The sequence below is a fragment of the Chryseobacterium sp. MYb328 genome, assembly GCF_037572595.1.
GTDB lineage: Bacteria > Bacteroidota > Bacteroidia > Flavobacteriales > Weeksellaceae > Chryseobacterium > Chryseobacterium pennae.
Window position 1 is genome coordinate 21,960 of the sequence record NZ_JBBGZQ010000022.1, and the last position, 20,995, is coordinate 42,954.

The window sequence follows — 20,995 nt, forward strand, 5'->3', positions numbered from 1 at the left end:
CCGGCTTGGGATCGTAAAAATTTCAGAAGTACTACTGTATAGTAATGACGGTAAGTTTATCAGGAATTTTAATAATAAACTTAAAACCATCGACTAATTTAAAAGAGTTCATATCAAAAGTCTTTACCATTTCAAATATTGCGACAGGATTGGTATGATGGACCGGATTGGCCCACCTCCATTTATTCCAGTCAGAAGTAAACTTTAAATTCTTCACAGAGAATAACACAAAGTTCTGGTCATTCACAAATGGAATATTGCCGGGTAAAACAGCATCTTGAAAGTTATCATTAATTTTTAAATGATGGGCAGATCTGCAACTCACAGAATTGATTGATTTCTGTGAAAAAATATCAGATAAATGCAGGTAAAAATCAGAATCGGTTATATCCGCACGATGAAACAATTCAGGCTTGCTCACCGTAGAAGATATAATCCTCGCATTTAGTCTTCCTATAGTCGACAGCAGCAATAGAAATGCTATTTGACCATAGGAAAGAAAATAATTTCTATCCAATTATGTTGTGTTTTCGTTGATGCAAATATAGTATTTTTTCAATTAAAACAATGTTTTAATAAAAAAAATACAACAAAAATATTCATTTAACATAATTAAATTATTTTATTATGTTAATTTTTACGAAATGATCAATCATAATAAAATATTAAACTATACATATCAATAATATTGCAATACACATATAGATAAAGTGCAAAATAGATTCAAATAAGATCAAAAAAAAGCCTGAGCAAATGCTCAGGCTTCTTATATTTATTATAAAATTGAAATTATTTCAATTCTACTTCAGCACCAGCTTCTTCTAATTGCTTCTTAAGAGCTTCAGCTTCGTCTTTAGAAACACCTTCTTTGATTGCAGAAGGAGCACCATCTACGATATCTTTAGCTTCTTTAAGACCAGCACCAGTTAAATCTTTTACTAATTTAACGATAGCTAATTTAGAAGCACCTGCAGACTTAAGAATTACGTCGAATTCAGTCTTTTCTTCAGCAGCTTCACCTGCACCACCTGCAGCAACTACTACAGCAGCAGCAGCTGGCTCAATTCCGTACTCATCCTTAAGGATAGTAGCTAATTCGTTTACGTCTTTTACAGTTAGGTTTACTAGCGTTTCAGCTAAATTTTTTAAATCTGACATTGTTGTAATGTTTTTGTTGATTATTTATTTAATTTTTTGAGTATAATTATTCAGCACTTGTTTCTTCAGTGCTTTCTGCAGCAGCTTCTGGAGCTTCAGCAGCAGGAGTTTCTTCTACTACAGGAGCAGCTTCTTCAGCTTTAGCTTCTACAGTTTCAGGTTTGTTTTGAAGAGCAGAAACAACTCTCTGGATTGGAGACTGAAGTAATCCGATGATTTCACCGATCATTTCTTCTCTAGACTTGATATTAGCTAACACGTCTAGGTTGTTGTCACCAATATAGAAAGCTTCTTGAACAAAAGCAGACTTTAAAGCTGGCTTTTCTTCTTTCTTTCTGAATCCTTGGATAAGTTTCGCAGGAGCGTTTGCTGTATCAGCAATCATTAACGCTGAGTTTCCTTTGAAAGATGGGAACATTTCAGAGTAATCTACTCCTTCAATTTGCTCCATCGCTTTTTGTAAAAGTGTATTTTTTACAACTTTCACTTTGATGTTTTGCTTGAAAGCCTGTCTTCTGAAATCTGAAGATTTACCAGCGTTCAAACCATCTAAATCTGCTACGTATACTACTTTTGCATCCTGAAGCAAATCTTTGATCTCTTGTATTGCTACAACTTTTTGGTCTTTTGTCATTGTCTTAAGGATTATTATTAGTTAACAGATTTAGTATCAATTGCAATACCTGGGCTCATTGTAGAAGACAAATAGATAGACTTCACATAAGTTCCTTTAGCAGCAGTTGGCTTCATTTTGATCAAAGTAGAGATCAATTCCTGAGCATTTTCCTTGATTTTAGCAGCATCGAAAGATACTTTACCAATACCAGCGTGGATAATACCGTATTTGTCTACTTTAAAGTCAATTTTACCAGCTTTTACTTCAGTTACTGCTTTACCAATTTCCATTGTTACAGTTCCTGATTTAGGGTTTGGCATTAAACCTCTTGGACCTAATACTCTACCTAATGGACCTAATTTACCCATTACAGCTGGCATAGTAACGATAACGTCAACATCTGTCCAACCATCTTTGATTTTTTGTAAATATTCGTCAAGACCTACATAGTCAGCACCAGCAGCTTTAGCTTCTGCTTCTTTATCTGGAGTTACTAAAGCCAAAACTTTAACATCTTTACCAGTACCATGAGGAAGAGATACAACACCTCTTACCATTTGGTTTGCTTTTCTTGGGTCTACACCTAATCTTACAGCGATATCTACTGAAGCATCAAACTTTGTAGTGTTCACTTCTTTTACAAGAGCTGAACCTTCTTCAAGGTTATAGATTCTTCCTTTTTCTACTTTGCTTAAAGCTTCCTTTTGCTTTTTAGTCAATTTTGCCATTTTCTAATAGTATTAAGCGTTAAAAGTTGGTTTAGTTCCTGTTACTCTTAATCCCATAGATCTTGCAGTACCTGCAACCATAGAAACAGCAGAATCCATTGTAAAACAGTTAAGATCCGCCATTTTATCTTCAGCGATTTTCTTTACTTGTTCCCAATTTACAGAACCTACTTTGTTTCTGTTTGGTTCACCAGAACCTCCCTTGATTTTAGCTGCATCCATTAACTGGATCGCTGCAGGTGGAGTTTTAATAACGAATTCAAAAGATTTGTCTTCGTATACTGTAATTACTACAGGTAAAACTTGCCCTGGCTTATCTTGGGTTCTTCCGTTAAATTGCTTACAAAACTCCATGATGTTCACACCTGCAGAACCCAATGCTGGACCTACTGGTGGAGAAGGGTTAGCTGCGCCACCTTTCACCTGAAGCTTTACCATTTTAAAGACTTTCTTAGCCATTGTTTGTTTTTTAAATTTGAATAATTAATGAGTTTGGAAGCATTTATTATTCAGCAGATTATCGCACTCACTTATGATAAGTCTGCTTTTTGGACTGCAAAAGTATAAAATATTTTTGAAACTACAAACGGATATTGCTGATTTTTAAAAAGTTTAGAAAAAAAAATAATATCCTAGAGCTCTACCTCTCCTGACCTTCTTTCTATTCCACGAAACATTCTGCTGATACAAAGACTTCTTCTTTAATCTTATTATTACAATTATAGAATCCTTACTTCTTGATAAATTTTATGCTTTTTTCTTTTACCTTTATATGATAGATTCCTTTTATAAGATTTTTGACATCAATTTCCCCCTGCTTCATACGTCCTGATTTTATCAATTGTCCAACGGCATTATAAATGCTAAAATCCTGATCTTTCATTCCATCAATATGAATAAAATCCACCGCAGGATTCGGATATAATCTGATATTGGAATTATTATTGGAAATTTCATGAGTTCCCATCGTACCATTAGGTAACATCAGATTCTGTGCATAGATACCAGACAAGTTAGTCTCGGTATTTTTGGTTTCCTGAAATACAACGACTCCCTGCCCATTAATAGGTTTTAATACGGAAATATATCCTTTAGAAGCCTCAAAAGTTGCTACAGGAAGATAATGTTGTGGCCATTCAAAATCGCCATTGCTATCCAGTAGAACAGCATTTAAAGATATATTGAGCGCAGTTCCTACTTTTTTCTGTACAACAAAATAAGGCTTATCATTTACCAGCTGCAGACCATCATAATGGAACATAGACATATTATCTACAGCAAAAACCTGTTTTGCATTATCAGTAAATAATCTTGCTCCGGTATTTTTATCAAACTTCTGTACAAATTCACCATTGTCTCCCTGAGATGAAGAACTGTAATTGGCAATGGACCATATATAAGAAGACCCTGGTGTAAAAGCAATTTTCATATCTTTTTCAAAATAAGTCTGATGAGTATCAAAGTCTACCCCAAAAATGCCCCATGGAAGGCTACTATCGGGATTGATTCTTTGAAGATACCCGTCAAATCGCATATTTTCACCAGTACTGTATCCGTAGTATACCACATTACTATCTACGACTCCGCTATATTTTGCATTATAGGCTGTAGATTTAGTCGTGATCTGTTTAGCTGTATCCCATAATAGCCCTCCGCTGATAAGGTTTAACTTTTGAGCGAACAGGTAACTTGTGGTTCCAAAAGACATTTGTTTGTGGAAAATAATTTCACATTCATCTCCTTTGAGTTTAAAAAGATCAGCCGGGACTGTATTCTTAGTATTATCATCAGAAACAATCTGAGCCGGACTTGTCCATACCGGCTGCCCTGAAGCATTAAATCGTTGTACTTTAGTATGCTTCTGGCTAGGTGGAAAATATCCGACAATAATATCTCCTTCAGGCAATGGCAGAATAGTCGGAAGATATCCTTCCCCAAGACTGATCCCGTTTGGCCATATGGAAGTTCCCTGTGGGGTAATTTTAAAAACATAACCAGGATTTCCACCTCCTGTTCCTGTAACTCCAATATACAGATTATCTGACGAGTCTACTGCTGTTTTTTCCATAACAGTATAGGTACTCATCGGAATTTGGTCACTTACTTTGATTCCTTCCGGCCCCAGCTGCTTATTTCCGGCCTGATCCAGAATCTGGACCCATAATTCATAGTTTACCGGTGCGGAAACCCGTTTCCAGTATCCGATGTAAGTTTTCCCATCACTTGTAGTAGCAGCAAAGGAAGATCCCCCTCCATTCGCTACCAAAAAATTCTGATCCAATACAGGATTCCATTGTGCCTTTCCCGGAGAATATATTGAAAGAGCAATAAAAAGAATAAGTAACTTTTTCATAGTGGTATTGTTTTAAATAGGAGACAAAGGAATGCATTGCCACTCAACCTATATAAAAATACCACACACAATTACCACTTATAAGGAAAAAAACACCACATCATTTCCACACACATAATAGCAATATACTAAATACCAATACATTATAATTCATTTAAATATTGAGCAAGGTCTTCTTTGGTATTGGTAAGATTCATTTTTTTCCTCAGGCGTGTTCTCGAATTTTCAATTGTTTTTGGGGTTACATTCAGCAGATTTGAAATTTCTTTTGTAGACAATTTAAGCTTCAGCATAGCTGCCAGCCGTTTATCGTAGTTGGTAAGCCCGGGATGTTTGCGATCCAGATTTTCGTAAAACGATTCATGGATATTCAGAAAATGGTATTCAAAATCTCCCCATGAGTCGTGTTTAGTATTCAGCTTAATTTCGTTGATAATCCTGGAAACCTCATTGATCTCACTGTCTTTAAGCTTAGTTTTCAAAACATTGACCTGTTCCAGAAGAGATTTAAAAATTTCTTCTATTTTAGATTGTTCCATAGATTTATATACCAACATTTTTTCTTTCATCTGATTATCTATTTCCAGCTGCTTCTCACGGTTTTCAATCAGTTTCTTTTCTAAGCGGAGTTTTTCAGCCTTGTTTCTGAAATTAATAAGCAGCAAAATACTGATTGCTACGACCAGCAGAAGAATAATGACCATCACTACATACAGCATATTCTTTCTATCCTGCTCTATTTTGTCTATTCTTTTCTGCAGTTCATAATCATGTCTTACTTTTAAACGCTCTACATTCACTGCTTTTTCCTCTACGTTCAGCAATTCCCGTATAGAGTCATATTTTTTAAAAGTTTCTACAGAGTTTTTATAGTCTTTATTGAGCTGGTAAGCCTTATATAAAGTTCTTAAATAATTTGTATTATCAAAGCTGATGGCATTGGGGACAATATGGTTTCCCACATTTCCGGCATACTGTAAGGCTTTTTCAGGATTTTCTGTTTCAATATAGAAATTGGCAAGGTTATAATTAACCTGATAGTTGGATTTATGATCTTCAATCTTATTATTTTTCACAATAGCTTCTGCTTCTAAAAGATACTCTTCTGCCTTAGCATTGTTACCTTCCAGAAAATTAAGTTTCCCCAAATTTGAGAAGACAAATGCTTTGATAACAGGATTATTATATGTTTTAAAAGCCACCAATGCTTTTTCAAAGTAATATCTTGATGAATCCAGTTTGGATAATACCAGATAAGCATTTCCCAAATTATTGAGAAGCTTAATGGTTTCTGTTTCCTGTTTTTGCTTCTGATAAAATCCTAAAAGTTTCTTGTAATAAGAAATAGCCCGCCTGGTATCGTTAAGCTGTGAGTAAGTATAAGCAAAAATACCATCTATTTTAGCCATTTTCCCTTCATCTTTATCCAAAAACAGATGATAAGCTTTGTTGGAATAATCCAGCGCCAGATCAAAATAATTTACATCACTGTAAATTTTTGCAGCTTCGATATAAAAGTCTCCTAAATCACGTTCATCAACTTTTTTTCTTGCCTGCTGTATATTAAACTCTGCCTTTTTCCAGTCTTTAAATTTCAGCCCATTGGCAGTATTCATATATTGCTCATACTCTTTTCTGTTCTGCCCCAAACACAGCGCTACTGAAAACAGTAATAATAATATAGAAGGTATTCGTTTTCCCATTTCAATATAATTCCATATAAAATTATAAAATCATTTGAAAAAGCAATAAACAATATTCAACTACACCTGATAAATTGACAAAACATTCATTATATAACTGTAAAAATATCAAAATAAAAAACCAGACTCTTATTCAAAAGTCTGGTTTCTTAATCAACTAAGTTTTTATTGTATTAAAAACCTGATGGTTTATTAATTGTTTGAGCAGAACCATCAGTTCCACCAAGATTAGCATTAACCTCATTGATATTATGCTTTGTAATCAATCTTTTATAGGCCATCAGATAAAGATCAACAGTAAAATCATTATAAGTTCTTGATGGTCCCGCAGAAGTGTTGGCAATAATTCTGCTATCAGTAAATCTGGCTTTGATATGCCATGTTCCATTACTTTTGAACGCAGTTACATCAGGTGATCCCTGTTTGTTGTCATTAACTCCGTTATCACCATAATCAAGCATTACATTGGTATTTCCATTGCTAAGCTTGAAAGAATAGTTATGAAGTACAACCAGAAAGTTATTGGCATCAATTTTTGTATCATAATCAGCAATTCCTTGTCCCGAAACTCCTGTCAGCGTAAGCTTGATATAATTGAATAGTCCGCTGCTTTCCAGATTCGGATCATATAGCTGTAATGCATTTTCTGATGTGGCCAGAAAACTTCCCCCTGTCATGGTAGGTTCTCCCGGATTTCTGAGATATAAAGAATTGGTATGAGTCTTTCCGTTTACATCAAGTGTCTCTGTAGGGTTATCTGTCTTGATTCCTACTTTTCCGGTCTGGGCATTCAGAAAGATCCCCAGTCCTATCATCATTGTAATATAAATTTGTCTTATCATGTTTTATTATTGAAGCCCAAGAGGCGTGTTGGTAGATACTCCGGTAAAAGACGCCGAAGCTGAGACAGAACCAGCAAATGTTCCCCAGTCTTTTACCAGAGATTTTTCAAATACATTTAAAGTAAGTGTCCATGTCCCGCTTTGTGCAGATACAGTACCCGCTCCCTTAAAACTAAGATTAACGGCCTGATAATTTTTCCCGTTTTTTTGTATTTTGGTTACTTCTGTAGAATACGCCCCGTACAGTCTTGAAGTAGAGGTTGTAGTAGCAGAAACAGCATCAGTGAAAACAGCACCAGTAATAGCTACAACATATTTATCTGCATCCAGCCCTGTATTCAGGTTAATTACTTCGTCCTGCTTTACGTTTTTCAGCACTACATTATACATATTTACCGGAGCTACGTTACGAAGTGTAATATCAAGCAGCTTCACTTTCCCTACAGGAGAAGAATCCTTAGAACGGGTAAGCAGTAAATAGTTCCCTCTTGCCGTTACATTTTCAGTATCGATAAGATAAGATTCTACTAAAGTTTCTCCTTCTACATCCAAAGTTCCCTTTGGGTTGGCAGTATTAATTCCGATTTGTGCCTTTACTCCCAATGAAGCAATAGTCACAAAGAATAACGTTATCATTTTTTTCATTGTCATGTTTTATTGAATTAAAGGAGCAGCAGCGGCACCTGTTGTAGAGTTTCTAAGGGACTGAGTTGAGTTAAATTCTTTTGCGTAAGATCTGTCATATACCAATAAATTAAGCGTCCATTCTCCTGTTGGCAACGTAGACGTGGGAGAAAAACCTTCATAGTCAGCTTTTAATTTCCAGGTAGTACCTGTTGAATAAGCAAATATCTGAGGAACCGGAGTCAGCCAGTCTGCGGTATTGGTTCTTACAGGCTGGGTAAATCCGAAGGAAGAGATTACTACCAGAAATTTTTTAGAATTAATTTTGGTATCAAACTCTTTTACCCAGTCTTTATCTGAAGGATCACAGGTAATTTTAAACTGTATAATATTGATGGGTGCCGGCGAATTGGGTACAAAAGAATCATTGTACGCCGTAATTTTATTTTCAGGAGCAGGAGATTTGATAATAAAAGTATAATTTTCATCAGTGCCCAGTTTTTCCATTGGCTTTTTGAAAACAATACCTGAAGTTTTCATCGTACCGTTCACCGTAAGCTCCTTTTCCGGGTTTGAAGTATTTATACCAACTTGAGCATTTAATAATACTGCTGAACCTAATAAAAGGATCATCGAAGTAATTTTTGTCATTGTGCGTTATGTGTTTGCTAAGATTTCCATTCCTCCCACATCTCATGAATCACATTTAAGATTTTCGGTTTAAAACACAAAATATACTGCGCATCTGTAAACAGTGCACGTATGAGAAAAACAATAAGTTTTATGGGCTGATTGATGAATAACTTACAAGAAGCATGCCATCAAAATAGAATTAACCTTTGAAAACACCTTTAAATAAAGGAAAAAATACCTATTATCCCATAAAAGTGAGTATTGAATTCTGGTAAAGTCCTTAATAGAAACGGCTAACGTGAATCATATTTTGTGTTTTTAATAAAATAATCCATTAAAATTTATAAAAAATAAAATTATACAGATAAAAAATGATAGTTTTTTATTAATATTAAAATATTTTAGAAAAAAGTATAGTTGAAAGACTTTAAAATTAGCTCCATATTATTCATTAAATGGATCAATATCGGGTTTTGCCAGACCAATGGATGAATACTTTATCTGATAAGTAGGCTAGGATCTCCGCTTCTATTGAAAGGTTAATATCAAGTATCCGATAATCCAGAGCTAATAGCCAATTATTACAGTTTCTCAGAAATAATAGAATAAAGACTGATCTTTACATTCAATCCTCATTAACAATCATATTTCTGATCCTTAAATGGGGATGTTATAAAATGAAAAAAGACCGCTTAAAAGCAGTCTTTTTTATATTATGTAAGTAATTATTATACTTTTTCTACTTGCATGTAGCTAAGCTCCATTGGAGTTTTTCTACCGAAGATCAATACAGAAACTTCAATTTTCTTTTTATCTTCAAGAATCTTCTCAACTGTACCATTGAATCCGTTGAAAGGACCATCGATCACTTTTACGTTTTCACCTACTACATATGGAATCTCAACATCACTTGCGAATTCTGAAAGTTCATCCATTCTTCCAAGCATTCTGTTCACCTCAGATTTTCTCATTGGAACAGGATCTCCACCTTTTGTTAGACTTAAGAAAGAAATAACACCAGGGATGTTTTTGATAACGTGAGGAATTTCCCCCATCAGTTCAGCTTCAATCATCAAGTATCCAGGATAGTAAGGCTTTTCTTTAGGAACTTTCTTACCGTTTCTAATTTGAATAACCTTTTCCATAGGAATAACCACCTGAGTAACGTACTGCTCAAACCCTAAACGTTTGATTTCTGTCTCAATATAGTTTTTCACTTTATTTTCCTGTCCGCTGATTGCTTTCAGCACATACCATTTCAATTCGCTCATTATGGGAAAATACTTTAATTAGTTGAACAAGTTGATTAGCATTCCAATGATGTTGCTGATTGCTTTTGAAAACAATTCATCAACTCCAAAAGTAAATAAAGCCAAGATCACTGTCGCAATAGTCACTACAATTGTAGACGACTGAAGGTCAGCCCATTTTGGCCATTCAACTTTATGTCTGAATTCGTTATAAGAACCTTTTAAAAAATCAACAAATGAACTCATAATTTATATTTGCACGGGCACAAGGATTCGAACCCTGATCAACGGTTTTGGAGACCGGTATCCTACCATTGGACGATGCCCGTAGTTAAAAAAGCTTCCGAGAGTTTCCTTTCGGAAGCTTTATTTATTTTAAGATGATTAGTCTAAGATTTCAGTAACCTGACCTGAACCAACTGTTCTACCTCCTTCTCTGATCGCGAATCTAAGACCCTCGTTAAGAGCGATTGGTTGTAACAATTCTACAGTGATTTCTAAGTTATCACCAGGCATTACCATTTCTACACCTTCTGGTAAGAAGATTTCACCTGTAACGTCAGTAGTTCTTACGTAGAACTGAGGACGGTATTTGTTGTGGAATGGAGTGTGACGTCCACCTTCTTCTTTAGAAAGGATATAAACAGATGCTTTGAATTTTTTGTGTGGCTTCACAGAATCTTTCTTAGCGATAACCATACCTCTCTTGATGTCAGTTTTTTCAATACCTCTCAACAATAGACCAACGTTATCACCAGCTTCACCTCTGTCTAGGATTTTTCTGAACATCTCAACTCCTGTAATAGTAGAAGTTAATTTTTCTTCACCCATACCAACGATATCAACTGGATCTCCAGTGTTGATAACACCAGCTTCGATTCTACCAGTTGCTACAGTACCTCTACCTGTAATAGAGAATACGTCTTCAATTGGCATCAAGAATGGCTTATCAGTATCTCTTACTGGCTCGTCAATCCACTCATCAACTGCATCCATTAATGCTTCAACAGTTTTGAACCACTTATCTTCTGAGTCACCGTTAGTAGCTGCAGTAAGTGCTCCAAGAGCTGAACCTTGGATTACTGGAGAGTTATCTCCATCAAAGTCATAAGTAGCTAATAGATCTCTAAGTTCCATTTCAACAAGCTCTAACAATTCTGGATCATCCACCATGTCAACTTTGTTCATGAAAACAACGATCTTAGGTACGTTTACCTGACGGCAAAGTAGGATATGTTCTCTAGTTTGAGGCATTGGACCATCAGTTGCAGCACATACTACGATAGCTCCATCCATCTGAGCAGCACCAGTTACCATGTTCTTAACATAGTCGGCGTGACCTGGACAGTCAACGTGAGCATAGTGTCTTTTTACAGTTTCGTACTCGATGTGAGCAGTATTGATAGTGATCCCTCTTTCTTTTTCTTCTGGAGCAGAGTCAATTGCAGAGAAGTCTTTTTTCTCAGCAAGACCTTTGCTAGCTAATACAGCAGAAATAGCAGCTGTAAGAGTAGTTTTACCATGGTCAACGTGACCAATAGTACCAATGTTCAAGTGTGGTTTGTTACGATTAAACGTTTCCTTTGCCATGATTTAAAATTATTTATTTATTGTTTTTCAAATTTTCGGTGTGCAAATATAATGAATTTTTAGATACCAAAAACTTTTTATTCAAAAAACTTTCAATATTCTTATCCAATGAAGGACAAACCTTATATTTCAACGTATTGAGACTGCAAATTTACACATTTTTCCGGATTGAAAAAAACTTTCTGGAACCTTTTACAACCACTTTCATGAAAGAGCCTGAAATACAGAATATTTCAGGCTCAATTAATATATAAAATGAAAGATAAATCAGGCTTGACTTAGCCTTTTAGTCCTGTTAAAAATCCAGAAAATAATAGGAAATATAAGCAGGGTAAGCACAGTAGCAGTGATAAGCCCACCAATAATTACAATGGCAAGAGGCTTTTGAGATTCTGAACCAATCCCAGTAGATAAGGCTGCCGGCATTAATCCTATAGACGCCATCAGAGCGGTCATAATGACTGGTCTGGTTCTGGATTTTACTCCACTTAATATCGCATTATCTATATCCAGTCCGTTTTTAACATTCTGATGGAATTCCGTAATCAAAATCACTCCGTTCTGTATACAGATTCCCAGAAGTGCGATCATTCCTACTCCTGCGGAAATTCCAAAATTCATTCCGGTAACATGTAGGGCAATAATCCCTCCAATCAGAGCAAATGGAACATTCGCTAAAACCAGAAGAGAATCTTTCATATTTCCAAACAGGATAAACAGAAGGAAGAAGATCATCAGAATACTTACCGGAACCACCTGGGCCAATCGGTGTGAAGCACGCTGTTGGTTTTCGAACTGTCCTGTCCAGCCTAAGGAATATCCATCCGGAAGTTCAACCGCTGCCACTTTTTTCTGAGCATCAGCGATGGTACTTCCCAAATCACGATCCCTGATTGAGAATTTCACTCCGATATATCTTTTAATATTATCCCTGTAGATAAATGCAGCTCCATTATCTTTAACGATAGTACTGATTTCTTTTAAAGGAATTTTTGCTCCGTCCTGAGTAGGAACCATCAAAGCGGCAATATCATTCTCATTGGTTCTGTATTCCTGGGAGTAACGAAGACGGATCGGGAATTTTCTTTCTCCATCAAACATTTCAGAAGCCGTTTTTCCTCCAAAGGCCATTTCCAGTACCGCCTGCGCATCAGCTGGCATTACTCCATAAGCTGCCATTTTATCTCTGTCCAGTACCACACTTACCTCAGGCTGACCGATATTTTTAATAATACCCGGATCTTTTACTCCTTCAACGTCTTTAATTTTTGCTAAAACCTCATTCGCTAATTTGTCTAAGGTTTCTAAATTATCTCCATAAATTTTAATTCCGTTCTCAGCTTTAAAGCCAGCTACTGCTTCTGCCACGTTATCTGAAATCGGCTGGGAATAATTGAACGTGATCCCTTGATAGTTTCTCAGCTTCTGGTCTATTTCATTGATGAGTTCATCATAAGTGATCTTCCGTTTCCATTCTTCTCTTGGTTTAAGGTTTACAGCAAACTGTACGAAACCGAATCCGTTCGGGTCTGTTCCGTCATTACTTCTCCCCGTCTGTGCCAGTACATCTGTTACTTCAGAGAAACTCATGATATCCTTTTTCAAAAGATCTGCAGTTTTCAGCGACTCTTTTAATGATGAACTCATTGGCATTTCGGCAGTGATCCAAAGTGAACCTTCATTCAGCTGAGGCAGGAATTCTGTTCCTAAAAATTTTCCGGAGAATAAGGTAACTGCCAGAAATGAGATGGCTACGATCATACTCGTTCTTTTATGCTTAAAGGTTAAATTAAAACCTTTCAAAACGATTCTGTCCCAGAAATTCACAAACGGATTATTTTTTTCTTTTACATTTTTATTTAAAAGAATATGGGAAAGTACAGGAACGAGTGTTAAAGTAAATATCAATGCTCCTATCAATGCAAACCCTAAAGTAAAGGCTAAAGGTGAGAACATCTTACCTTCCACTTTCTGGAATGAGAAAATGGGAATCAGAGAGGTAATAATAATCAGCTTTGAGAAGAAAATTGCTTTACCCAAACCTGTACCCGTCTGCTTAATCCAGCCTCCTTTCGCTAATTTATTGAATTTCTCCTTTCCGTATTTATGTGCTTTATGGTCGAGCATTACAAAGAGTCCTTCTACCATGACGACAGCTCCGTCAATGATAATTCCAAAGTCTACAGCTCCCAGAGAAAGCAGATTGGCACTCATTCCTGCCAGTTTTAAACATAAAAACGCAAATAATAGGGATAGAGGAATAATAATGGAAACAATCAATGTCGTTCTCCAGTCTGCCATAAAGATCAAAACGATCACCGTTACCAATATAATCCCTTCAATCAGGTTATGCATTACCGTTTTAGTCGTAAAATCCATCAGGTTATCCCTATCGTAGAAAGTCACCATTTTTACATCTTTCGGCAGGATTTTCTCGTTCAGTTCATTAATTTTAGCTTTTACCCCTATCAGAACTTCTCTTGGGTTCTCTCCTTTTCTCATCACAACAATTCCTTCTACAGTATCATCATGAGTATTCAAGGCCGCCTGCCCTACTCTAGGCATAGAGCTTTCATGTACTTCTGCTACATTTTTTACCAGAACTGGGTTTCCACTATCATTCTGAATGGTGATATTTCCGATATCTGCAATAGATTTTACCAACCCTATTCCTCTTACGACATACGCCTGTCCGTTTTTTTCAATGACATCTCCTCCGACATTCAGATTGCTCTTGGTAACAGCATCATATACCTGAAGAGGTGTCAGATTATATTTATCCAGTGCTCTGGGATCAATACTTAATTCAAATACTTTGTCCTGTCCTCCAAAAACATTGATATCCGCTACTCCGGGAACTCCTCTCAAAGCGCGGTCTATCACCCAGTTTTGCAGGGTAAGCAGTTTTCGGGAATCTTTTGTTTTACTTTCCAGGGTGTATCTGAAAATTTCTCCGGTTGGCCCGTAGGGTGGCTGTACTTCTGGATCTACCTCATCAGGAAGGCTAATGGTTCTTAATTGGTTATTGACCTGATTTCTGGCAAAAGTATCATCCACCCCATCATCAAACAGAATCTTAACAATGGAAAGACCAAACATAGTGGTACTTCTCACACTGGTTTTCTTCTGAACCGGGCTCATCGCCAATTCTATGGGAGTAGTAACAAAACGTTCTACTTCTTCTGCACTACGTCCGTTCCATTGGGTAATGATTACAATCTGAGTATTGGTAACATCCGGGAAAGCTTCAATAGGCATATTTTTGAAACTTATAAACCCGGCAATCGCCAAAATAGCAACCCAGATAAAGGTAAATGCTTTATTTTTTAATGAAAAAGCGATTATATTTTTTATGAATTTATTCATGATAGATACATTGATGACCTAAAAAAGCCGTTGAGAGAATTTATTTTAAATCATTACAATTTTCAGCTGTTCAGAGAACGGTATATCAACAATTGGTTGTTGGTTATTACTTCTTCTCCTTCTTTAAGGCCATCCACAATATAAGTAACATCACCTACCTGTTTCTGTACTTTCACTTCTCTCACCTTCACATCTGTTCTGGATTTAAAAACCACAACAAAACTTTTGTTATCATCAAAAATTACTGCTTTGGAAGGTACAGTCAGCATTGTATTGCTTTCCAGACTGGAAACTTTTATGGTGGCTTTACTGTCCGGGATCAACAGTCCATTGGCATTATCCAGTACTACTCTTGCCTGCATGGCATTGGTTTGCGGATCAATGATTTTAAATATTTTATCAATTTTTCCATCAAAAACCTTATCCGGGTAAGAGAGTGTAGATACCTGAGCTTTCATTCCAAGGCTTATTTTGTCAATATCGGACTCGTTAACGTTCATGATCGCCCATACATTGGTTGTATTAGCCACATCGAAGATATTTTCGCTTCGGTCACTTCTCAGCTGCATATCTTTATTGATACTCTTCTGAACAATATATCCGTTGATTGGCGCTACCACGCTGTATATATTTCCTGATTTTACGTTATAGACAGTACTTACGGCTGTAGCTCTCTGTAGCTGGTCCTGAGCTTTCTGCAGCTGGCTTTTTGCTTCCAGCACATCTCTTTCGGTATTCAGTTTCCCTTCATAGAGCTCTTTAGCAACCCTAAGATTATTTTTTGCGACGACAAGATCTGTTTTAGAATCGCTGACATCTTTTTGAATTTCTGCAAGCTCCGTACTTCTGATGGTGGCCAGTACCTGTCCTTTTTTCACATAATCCCCAAGTTCTACGTTTACACTCATCACATTTCCACCTACCAATGGATAGACATCTATATAACTGTTTTTGTCTGCAGAGATCTTCCCGTAAAAGCTATATTCATCTTCTATATTCTTCTGTTCAACCTTTGCCAGGGAAATGGAATTCAGCATGGTATTGCTGAGTTCAAAACCTTTTTTGGCCTGGTTATTTTTTTCTTCCTCTTTTTTTGAGCAGGCCATTAGCGATAAGACCATCAATACTGGAATAATATAAGTTTTCATTGTTTAATAGAAGATTTTCGTTTGTACTAATTGGTTAAGTTGTTCCGCCGCCTGCATAATTTCGTTTTTCATATCATAGATCTGAAGAGCAGTTTCCCGGTAGCTGTCCATAAAGTCTGTAAATTCGATAAGGTTTACATTTCCTTTTCTGAAATTGGTCATCATCCCGTTATAGACCAGATCCATATTCTGCAGATCCGTTGTTTTTATATCCAAAAGCTGATCGTATTGTGCTTTCCAGGTTTTATAAGCCGCCTGTACTTTAGTTTCAAGAGTGAGTTTCTGAAAATCTGCATTTTTTTGATTCTGCTGGATTGCATAGTTGGCTTTTTCCACATTTCCCTGATTCGCTCTCCATAAGGGCAAAGGAATTCCCAATGTTAGATTGGCTTCATTATTAAAGGTTCCTCCTGCCTGATCCCATGCTGCTCCCACATTAAGATCCGGCACATTCAATGATTTCTGCCACTGGGCGTACAGTTTGCTGTTATCAATTAATTTTAAGTTATATCGATAATCCGCATTATTTTCCAATGCCTTACTTTTCAGTTCTTCTTCACCTCCAAAAGGCTGGGCTCCTAATGCTTCTTTAGCTTCAGATTCAGGGATCAAAGGCTCTATGTCTTCTGAAATTCCTGTAAGAACTTTTAAGTTCTGCTCAAAGCCAAGAATATTTTTATTGATTTCAAGCTTGTCATGATTCAGCTGGATCACAAGACTCTGAAGTCTTACCGCATCTTTAAGGGATACATTCCCTTTTGCAGACTGTACACGATAGGCACTTAACAGGTCATTCATATACTCTAGTTGCTTATCGGTATTCTCAAGCTTTAATTTTTCGTAATAAAGATTAAAATAAGCAGTCCGGAGCTGGGCCCTCAGGTCAACAAGAAGCTGAGAAAACTGAAGCTGGGCAAGTTCTTTATTTGATTTTGCAAAGGCAATTTCATTTTTCTTTTTACCGCCCATATAAATTAATTGGGTAATTCCTGCTCCCTTTGAATGCCCTATATCAAAATTTTTTTTATCCTGAGGATTATAAGCATTAAACTGTCCACTCAATTGTGGCAATTCCCAGATTTTAGCCTGCAGAATATCAGCATCAGCCATATTGATGTTGTATTGTTCGGCGAGCAGCTGGAGATTGTTCTTCTGAAAGGCTTCTTCGCATTCCAAAAGAGACATTTGCTGTTGTGCCGCCATGAATGAGGAAACAGCCAGACACAGCACTGCAATTCTGTTCATTATTTTTTATTTTAAATTACAAAATTGCTTGGATGCGATTAAAAGAAACTTAAATGAGCCTTAAAAAAATATTAAAATCACTTTAGACAGGCCATTTCCGACAAGGTTAAATAAGATTAAAAGGACAATTTTTCTCCAGGTATTGAATTTTTATTTGAAATTTTAATCTGAAGTTTAACAAAAATTTGCAACTGTTTTGGGATAACAGCCTATCCGTAAAATTTATTTTTTAAAGATCACGGTGAAGGTATTCATATATTCTGTTGGAGATGAATAAATGATTCCCGCATCATGATATTCCAGAATTCGTTTAACAATTCTCAGCCCTAAGCCGGAACCGGAAATATTCTGGGCGTTATTTCCTCTTGTAAAGGCTTCAAATAATTTGGATTGTTCTTCTTCTGATATAGTGTCTCCATGAGAAGTTACATCAACACTCAGATGATCACTGGTCTCGGTTATCAAAACCTTTACTTCAGTAGTATCAGAATATACAGCAGCATTCTTGAATAAATTAATAAAAACAATCACCAATAACGATTGAATCCCACTGATGGTAAGAAAAGCATTTTCGGAAGGATCTTCGGTAATCAGAAAATCCAGTTTAAGATCAGGATAACTTTTCTCAACTGCATCAAATGCTTCAAAAATAACTTCATCAACTCTTACATCTTCATAAATGCTCTGAATGTTTTCTTTATCAAACTTTGTAAGTAACAACAGTGAATTCGTCAGATCAGATAATTGATAAACATCCCGCTGGATCTGCTGCAGAGAAGATAATGTTTTCGGAGAATGTTCTTCAAATTTAATCAGGTTTTCCAATTGAAAAGCCATTCTTGTGATAGGAGTCCGAATCTCATGGGAAGCACTTGCCGTAAAATCTTTTTGCGACTGGAATACATCATTAAGTCTTACGATCATTGTATTGAACGATTTTGCAAGAACGTTCACTTCATCATTAGATTCCTGCACAGGAATCTGAGTCGTTAATTTATGGGCCGTGACTTCTGAAATTTCCTGATTCAGATCTTCCAAAGGGCGAAGGAATTTTTCTACAAAATAATAGCTGAAAAAACCAATAAGAAGTGTACTCATTGCATAGGCAGCAATCAAGAGGTATTTCAGATACTTCAGCTTCGATTTTCCATTGGTATCAAAGGCACTGGTAAGAATGTAATAATCCTCCCCATTAATATTTCTCAGTGCTGCATAAATCTCCGGAACTGTTTTTTCTGTATAAATAATTTTCTTCTTATCCAGTTCCTTAAGCATAGTAGTATCCCAGGTAACATTCCGGTCTTTAATGGTACTGTAGATCAATTCTTTTTGCTCATTGAAAATTAAGATCTTTTCATTAAGGAGAATATTATCTGAGTTTTCATTGAAAAAAATAGGTGCTTCTTCTTCAAAATCTTTTGACTTTGAAATAAAATGCGTGGTAAATTCCAGCCTCTGTCTGAATCTTTCTTTAAACTCATCTCGCCTGAAATCATTAAAAGATAAATAAATAACAGCCATCACCATTCCAAAAAGTAATGAAAAGGCGATACTGATCGTTAAAGCTATCTTTCTTTTTAAGGACATTTATAGTGGGCTTAAGTAATATCCGAAACCAGAGCGGGTATGAATGAGTTTTATTTTAAAGTCTTTATCGATCTTTTTTCTTAGGAAATTGATGTACACTTCTACCGTATTGGTATTGGTATTAAAATTATGTTCCCATACGTGCTCAGTGATCTGTTGCTTGGAAACAGTTCTTCCCTGCGCTTCTGCCAAATACGCCAACAATTGGAATTCTTTTAAAGTAAGGGTGATTTCATTTCCGCCACGATACACTTTCTGTTCTGTTTTATTGATAATAAGGTCGTCTATTCTGATAATATCCTGATCGGAAGTATCAGATGGCATTTTCCGTCTCAATAAAGAATTAATTCTTAAAAGAAGTTCTTCAAACTGGAAAGGCTTTACCAGATAATCATCTGCAAGACGGGTAAAGGCATCCTTCTTATCCGAAATATCTCCATAAGCGGAAATGATAATGATGGGGGTGCTTTTATCAAAAGAACGGATCGTCTGACAGACATCCAGCCCGTTTATTTTGGGAACATTAATATCAAGCAGATACAGATCGTAGGAATTATTTTTTATCTGGCGAAGAAAGGTTTCTCCGTCATAAATTTTATCGCAGGTAAAATTATTGGATTCCAAAAACCGACAAAGCTCCGCAGAAAGAATGAGATCGTCTTCTAATAAAAGAATATTCATCAAAAATTATTTTACACGAATTTAACGAAAATTTTTATGATGGTTATGAATCAGTCTTAAAAGTTGCCGGATAATATTGTTTGTATTTATGGAATTTAATTTGATGCAAAGTTTATTAGCGCCTTACCTCATATTCTTAAGAAAAAAAGGAATGGAATCAATTTTATTGATTCTTGCCAAGCAAATTCATAGTCACGAAACTTCTACAGTTATAAAATAGCACTTCTTAGCTCTCTAAAATAAAACATTTGAATCATCTTTCTTTACAATGAAAAATAATCTGCTTCTTCAATGAAAAATATAGCTCTGTATTAATCCTCAAGTTTATGCCTGATTCAGAAAAATCAGAATGCAATTTAAAAGAACTACAATATAAATGTTTTTTCTCTCTAGATTACCTAAGCTTTTTGTATCACCTGAAGTTTTATACCGATCCGATCTTTTGTCTATTTTTAAACAAGCGTATAACTATTTTACTCTATCATCATCAGTATTTTTCTTAATCTGAATTTTGAGCAAAAAAAAATTCCCGAAAAAATTCGGGAAAATCGAGAGCCAACTACGGGACTTGAACCCGTGACCTCTTCCTTACCAAGGAAGCACTCTACCGCTGAGCTAAGTCGGCATCAACTAAAAAAATCACACTAAGTAGCATGATTTTTATTGAGCGGAAGACGGGGGTCGAACCCGCGACATTCAGCTTGGAAGGCTGACGCTCTACCAACTGAGCTACTTCCGCAATTTTGTTTCCAAAATTATTGGTAAACGCTTTGCAAAACTAAGAATTAATTTTTAATTCTGCAAACTTTTTTCTAATATAAAATATAGTGGGGAGAGCAGGATTCGAACCTACGAAGCCGAAGCAACTGAGTTACAGTCAGTCCCATTTAGCCACTCTGGAATCTCCCCAGATATTTTATATTAAATTGAGCCTCCAGAGGGATTCGAACCCACGACCCCGAGATTACAAATCACGTGCTCTGGCCAACTGAGCTATGGAGGCAATTTAACTTTTAGACTGAAAGCGATTGAGAAAATCTACTCTACGCATTTCAGTGTTAAAAAAATCAACTTTAAATATTGATTTTTGTGAGCGGAAGACGGGGGTCGAACCCGCGACATTCAGCTTGGAAGGCTGACGCTCTACCAACTGAGCTACTTCCGCAATTTTGTTTCCAAAACTATTGGTAAACGCTGTGCAAAACTAAGAATTAATTTTTAATCTTGCAAGTTTTTTTTCAAAAATATAAAGTGGGGAGAGCAGGATTCGAACCTACGAAGCCGAAGCAACTGAGTTACAGTCAGTCCCATTTAGCCACTCTGGAATCTCCCCAGATATTTTATATTTTATGAGCCTCCAGAGGGATTCGAACCCACGACCCCGAGATTACAAATCACGTGCTCTGGCCAACTGAGCTATGGAGGCAAAATAAAAAAGAATTCAAAAGATCGCTGTTCCTTTTTTGCGATT

18 protein-coding genes and 8 tRNA genes are annotated in these 20,995 nt (G+C 36.2%); all 26 read right to left on the bottom strand.

Translation table 11 applies throughout. The features are described from left to right. Nucleotides 1-31: 31 nt before the first annotated feature. The gene (locus WH267_RS18940; protein WP_340010292.1) at nt 32-517 is read right to left on the bottom strand and encodes a hypothetical protein; all 486 of its coding nucleotides are present in this window, start codon (nt 515-517) and stop codon (nt 32-34) included. Nucleotides 518-789: 272 nt separating this feature from the next. After that, nucleotides 790-1,158, bottom strand: coding sequence for a 50S ribosomal protein L7/L12 (gene rplL / locus WH267_RS18945; RefSeq protein WP_045501110.1), 369 nt, complete (start codon nt 1,156-1,158; stop codon nt 790-792). A 46-nt stretch (nt 1,159-1,204) separates the two neighbouring features. Further along, nucleotides 1,205-1,792: a 50S ribosomal protein L10 gene (gene rplJ, locus WH267_RS18950; protein ID WP_340010293.1), complete on the bottom strand. Its 588-nt coding sequence runs from the start codon at nt 1,790-1,792 to the stop codon at nt 1,205-1,207. Between the two features lie 17 nt (nt 1,793-1,809). Continuing rightward, a complete protein-coding gene (rplA, locus tag WH267_RS18955; protein ID WP_076354938.1) occupies nt 1,810-2,502 on the bottom strand; it encodes a 50S ribosomal protein L1 in 693 nt (230 codons plus the stop codon). 12 nt (nt 2,503-2,514) lie between these two features. Next, nucleotides 2,515-2,961, bottom strand: a complete 447-nt coding sequence (gene rplK, locus WH267_RS18960) for a 50S ribosomal protein L11 (protein ID WP_115970249.1) — start codon at nt 2,959-2,961, stop codon at nt 2,515-2,517. Between the two features lie 271 nt (nt 2,962-3,232). Beyond that, on the bottom strand, nt 3,233-4,855 hold the full coding sequence (locus WH267_RS18965) for a T9SS type A sorting domain-containing protein (RefSeq protein ID WP_340010296.1): 1,623 nt from the start codon (nt 4,853-4,855) through the stop codon (nt 3,233-3,235). A 143-nt stretch (nt 4,856-4,998) separates the two neighbouring features. Further along, entirely contained in the window at nt 4,999-6,558 is a 1,560-nt protein-coding gene (locus tag WH267_RS18970) for a tetratricopeptide repeat protein (RefSeq protein WP_340010298.1), read from the bottom strand. Between the two features lie 173 nt (nt 6,559-6,731). Continuing rightward, nucleotides 6,732-7,400, bottom strand: coding sequence for a hypothetical protein (locus tag WH267_RS18975; RefSeq protein ID WP_123320866.1), 669 nt, complete (start codon nt 7,398-7,400; stop codon nt 6,732-6,734). Between the two features lie 6 nt (nt 7,401-7,406). Further along, nucleotides 7,407-8,045: a hypothetical protein gene (locus WH267_RS18980; RefSeq protein ID WP_340010299.1), complete on the bottom strand. Its 639-nt coding sequence runs from the start codon at nt 8,043-8,045 to the stop codon at nt 7,407-7,409. Nucleotides 8,046-8,054: 9 nt separating this feature from the next. After that, a complete protein-coding gene (locus WH267_RS18985) occupies nt 8,055-8,675 on the bottom strand; it encodes a hypothetical protein (protein ID WP_340010301.1) in 621 nt (206 codons plus the stop codon). 710 nt (nt 8,676-9,385) lie between these two features. Next, nucleotides 9,386-9,928: a transcription termination/antitermination protein NusG gene (gene nusG, locus WH267_RS18990; protein WP_115970243.1), complete on the bottom strand. Its 543-nt coding sequence runs from the start codon at nt 9,926-9,928 to the stop codon at nt 9,386-9,388. A gap of 18 nt (nt 9,929-9,946) precedes the next feature. Next, nucleotides 9,947-10,153, bottom strand: a complete 207-nt coding sequence (gene secE, locus WH267_RS18995; protein ID WP_002976410.1) for a preprotein translocase subunit SecE — start codon at nt 10,151-10,153, stop codon at nt 9,947-9,949. A 12-nt stretch (nt 10,154-10,165) separates the two neighbouring features. Further along, nucleotides 10,166-10,236 (bottom strand) — tRNA-Trp (locus WH267_RS19000). A gap of 55 nt (nt 10,237-10,291) precedes the next feature. Continuing rightward, the gene (tuf, locus tag WH267_RS19005; RefSeq protein WP_340010304.1) at nt 10,292-11,497 is read right to left on the bottom strand and encodes an elongation factor Tu; all 1,206 of its coding nucleotides are present in this window, start codon (nt 11,495-11,497) and stop codon (nt 10,292-10,294) included. A gap of 267 nt (nt 11,498-11,764) precedes the next feature. Beyond that, on the bottom strand, nt 11,765-14,863 hold the full coding sequence (locus WH267_RS19010; RefSeq protein WP_340010306.1) for an efflux RND transporter permease subunit: 3,099 nt from the start codon (nt 14,861-14,863) through the stop codon (nt 11,765-11,767). 62 nt (nt 14,864-14,925) lie between these two features. After that, entirely contained in the window at nt 14,926-16,011 is a 1,086-nt protein-coding gene (locus WH267_RS19015) for an efflux RND transporter periplasmic adaptor subunit (protein ID WP_115970240.1), read from the bottom strand. Nucleotides 16,012-16,014: 3 nt separating this feature from the next. Next, the gene (locus WH267_RS19020) at nt 16,015-17,256 is read right to left on the bottom strand and encodes a TolC family protein (protein ID WP_340010308.1); all 1,242 of its coding nucleotides are present in this window, start codon (nt 17,254-17,256) and stop codon (nt 16,015-16,017) included. A gap of 222 nt (nt 17,257-17,478) precedes the next feature. Then, complete coding sequence (locus WH267_RS19025; protein ID WP_340010310.1) at nt 17,479-18,843, bottom strand: ATP-binding protein; 1,365 nt, start codon at nt 18,841-18,843, stop codon at nt 17,479-17,481. Then, nucleotides 18,844-19,524: a response regulator transcription factor gene (locus tag WH267_RS19030; protein ID WP_115970237.1), complete on the bottom strand. Its 681-nt coding sequence runs from the start codon at nt 19,522-19,524 to the stop codon at nt 18,844-18,846. It abuts the gene before it with no gap. 553 nt (nt 19,525-20,077) lie between these two features. Then, a tRNA-Thr gene (locus WH267_RS19035) sits at nt 20,078-20,149 on the bottom strand. Between the two features lie 41 nt (nt 20,150-20,190). Continuing rightward, nucleotides 20,191-20,263: transfer RNA gene (locus tag WH267_RS19040), tRNA-Gly, on the bottom strand. 89 nt (nt 20,264-20,352) lie between these two features. Beyond that, nucleotides 20,353-20,433 (bottom strand) — tRNA-Tyr (locus WH267_RS19045). 20 nt (nt 20,434-20,453) lie between these two features. Continuing rightward, a tRNA-Thr gene (locus tag WH267_RS19050) sits at nt 20,454-20,527 on the bottom strand. Nucleotides 20,528-20,616: 89 nt separating this feature from the next. Next, nucleotides 20,617-20,689, bottom strand: a tRNA-Gly gene (locus WH267_RS19055). 87 nt (nt 20,690-20,776) lie between these two features. Continuing rightward, a tRNA-Tyr gene (locus WH267_RS19060) sits at nt 20,777-20,857 on the bottom strand. Between the two features lie 19 nt (nt 20,858-20,876). Further along, nucleotides 20,877-20,950 (bottom strand) — tRNA-Thr (locus tag WH267_RS19065). Nucleotides 20,951-20,995: the final 45 nt, after the last annotated feature.

Excerpts from the sequence above, each read along its gene's own strand:
- rplL (WP_045501110.1), bottom strand. The coding sequence starts at position 1,158 with ATGTCAGATTTAAAAAATTTAGCTGAAACGCTAGTAAACCTAACTGTA.
- rplJ (WP_340010293.1), bottom strand. The coding sequence starts at position 1,792 with ATGACAAAAGACCAAAAAGTTGTAGCAATACAAGAGATCAAAGATTTG.
- rplA (WP_076354938.1), bottom strand. The coding sequence starts at position 2,502 with ATGGCAAAATTGACTAAAAAGCAAAAGGAAGCTTTAAGCAAAGTAGAA.
- rplK (WP_115970249.1), bottom strand. The coding sequence starts at position 2,961 with ATGGCTAAGAAAGTCTTTAAAATGGTAAAGCTTCAGGTGAAAGGTGGC.
- WH267_RS18965 (WP_340010296.1), bottom strand. The coding sequence starts at position 4,855 with ATGAAAAAGTTACTTATTCTTTTTATTGCTCTTTCAATATATTCTCCG.
- WH267_RS18970 (WP_340010298.1), bottom strand. The coding sequence starts at position 6,558 with ATGGGAAAACGAATACCTTCTATATTATTATTACTGTTTTCAGTAGCG.
- WH267_RS18975 (WP_123320866.1), bottom strand. The coding sequence starts at position 7,400 with ATGATAAGACAAATTTATATTACAATGATGATAGGACTGGGGATCTTT.
- WH267_RS18980 (WP_340010299.1), bottom strand. The coding sequence starts at position 8,045 with ATGAAAAAAATGATAACGTTATTCTTTGTGACTATTGCTTCATTGGGA.
- WH267_RS18985 (WP_340010301.1), bottom strand. The coding sequence starts at position 8,675 with ATGACAAAAATTACTTCGATGATCCTTTTATTAGGTTCAGCAGTATTA.
- nusG (WP_115970243.1), bottom strand. The coding sequence starts at position 9,928 with ATGAGCGAATTGAAATGGTATGTGCTGAAAGCAATCAGCGGACAGGAA.
- secE (WP_002976410.1), bottom strand. The coding sequence starts at position 10,153 with ATGAGTTCATTTGTTGATTTTTTAAAAGGTTCTTATAACGAATTCAGA.
- tuf (WP_340010304.1), bottom strand. The coding sequence starts at position 11,497 with ATGGCAAAGGAAACGTTTAATCGTAACAAACCACACTTGAACATTGGT.
- WH267_RS19010 (WP_340010306.1), bottom strand. The coding sequence starts at position 14,863 with ATGAATAAATTCATAAAAAATATAATCGCTTTTTCATTAAAAAATAAA.
- WH267_RS19015 (WP_115970240.1), bottom strand. The coding sequence starts at position 16,011 with ATGAAAACTTATATTATTCCAGTATTGATGGTCTTATCGCTAATGGCC.
- WH267_RS19020 (WP_340010308.1), bottom strand. The coding sequence starts at position 17,256 with ATGAACAGAATTGCAGTGCTGTGTCTGGCTGTTTCCTCATTCATGGCG.
- WH267_RS19025 (WP_340010310.1), bottom strand. The coding sequence starts at position 18,843 with ATGTCCTTAAAAAGAAAGATAGCTTTAACGATCAGTATCGCCTTTTCA.
- WH267_RS19030 (WP_115970237.1), bottom strand. The coding sequence starts at position 19,524 with ATGAATATTCTTTTATTAGAAGACGATCTCATTCTTTCTGCGGAGCTT.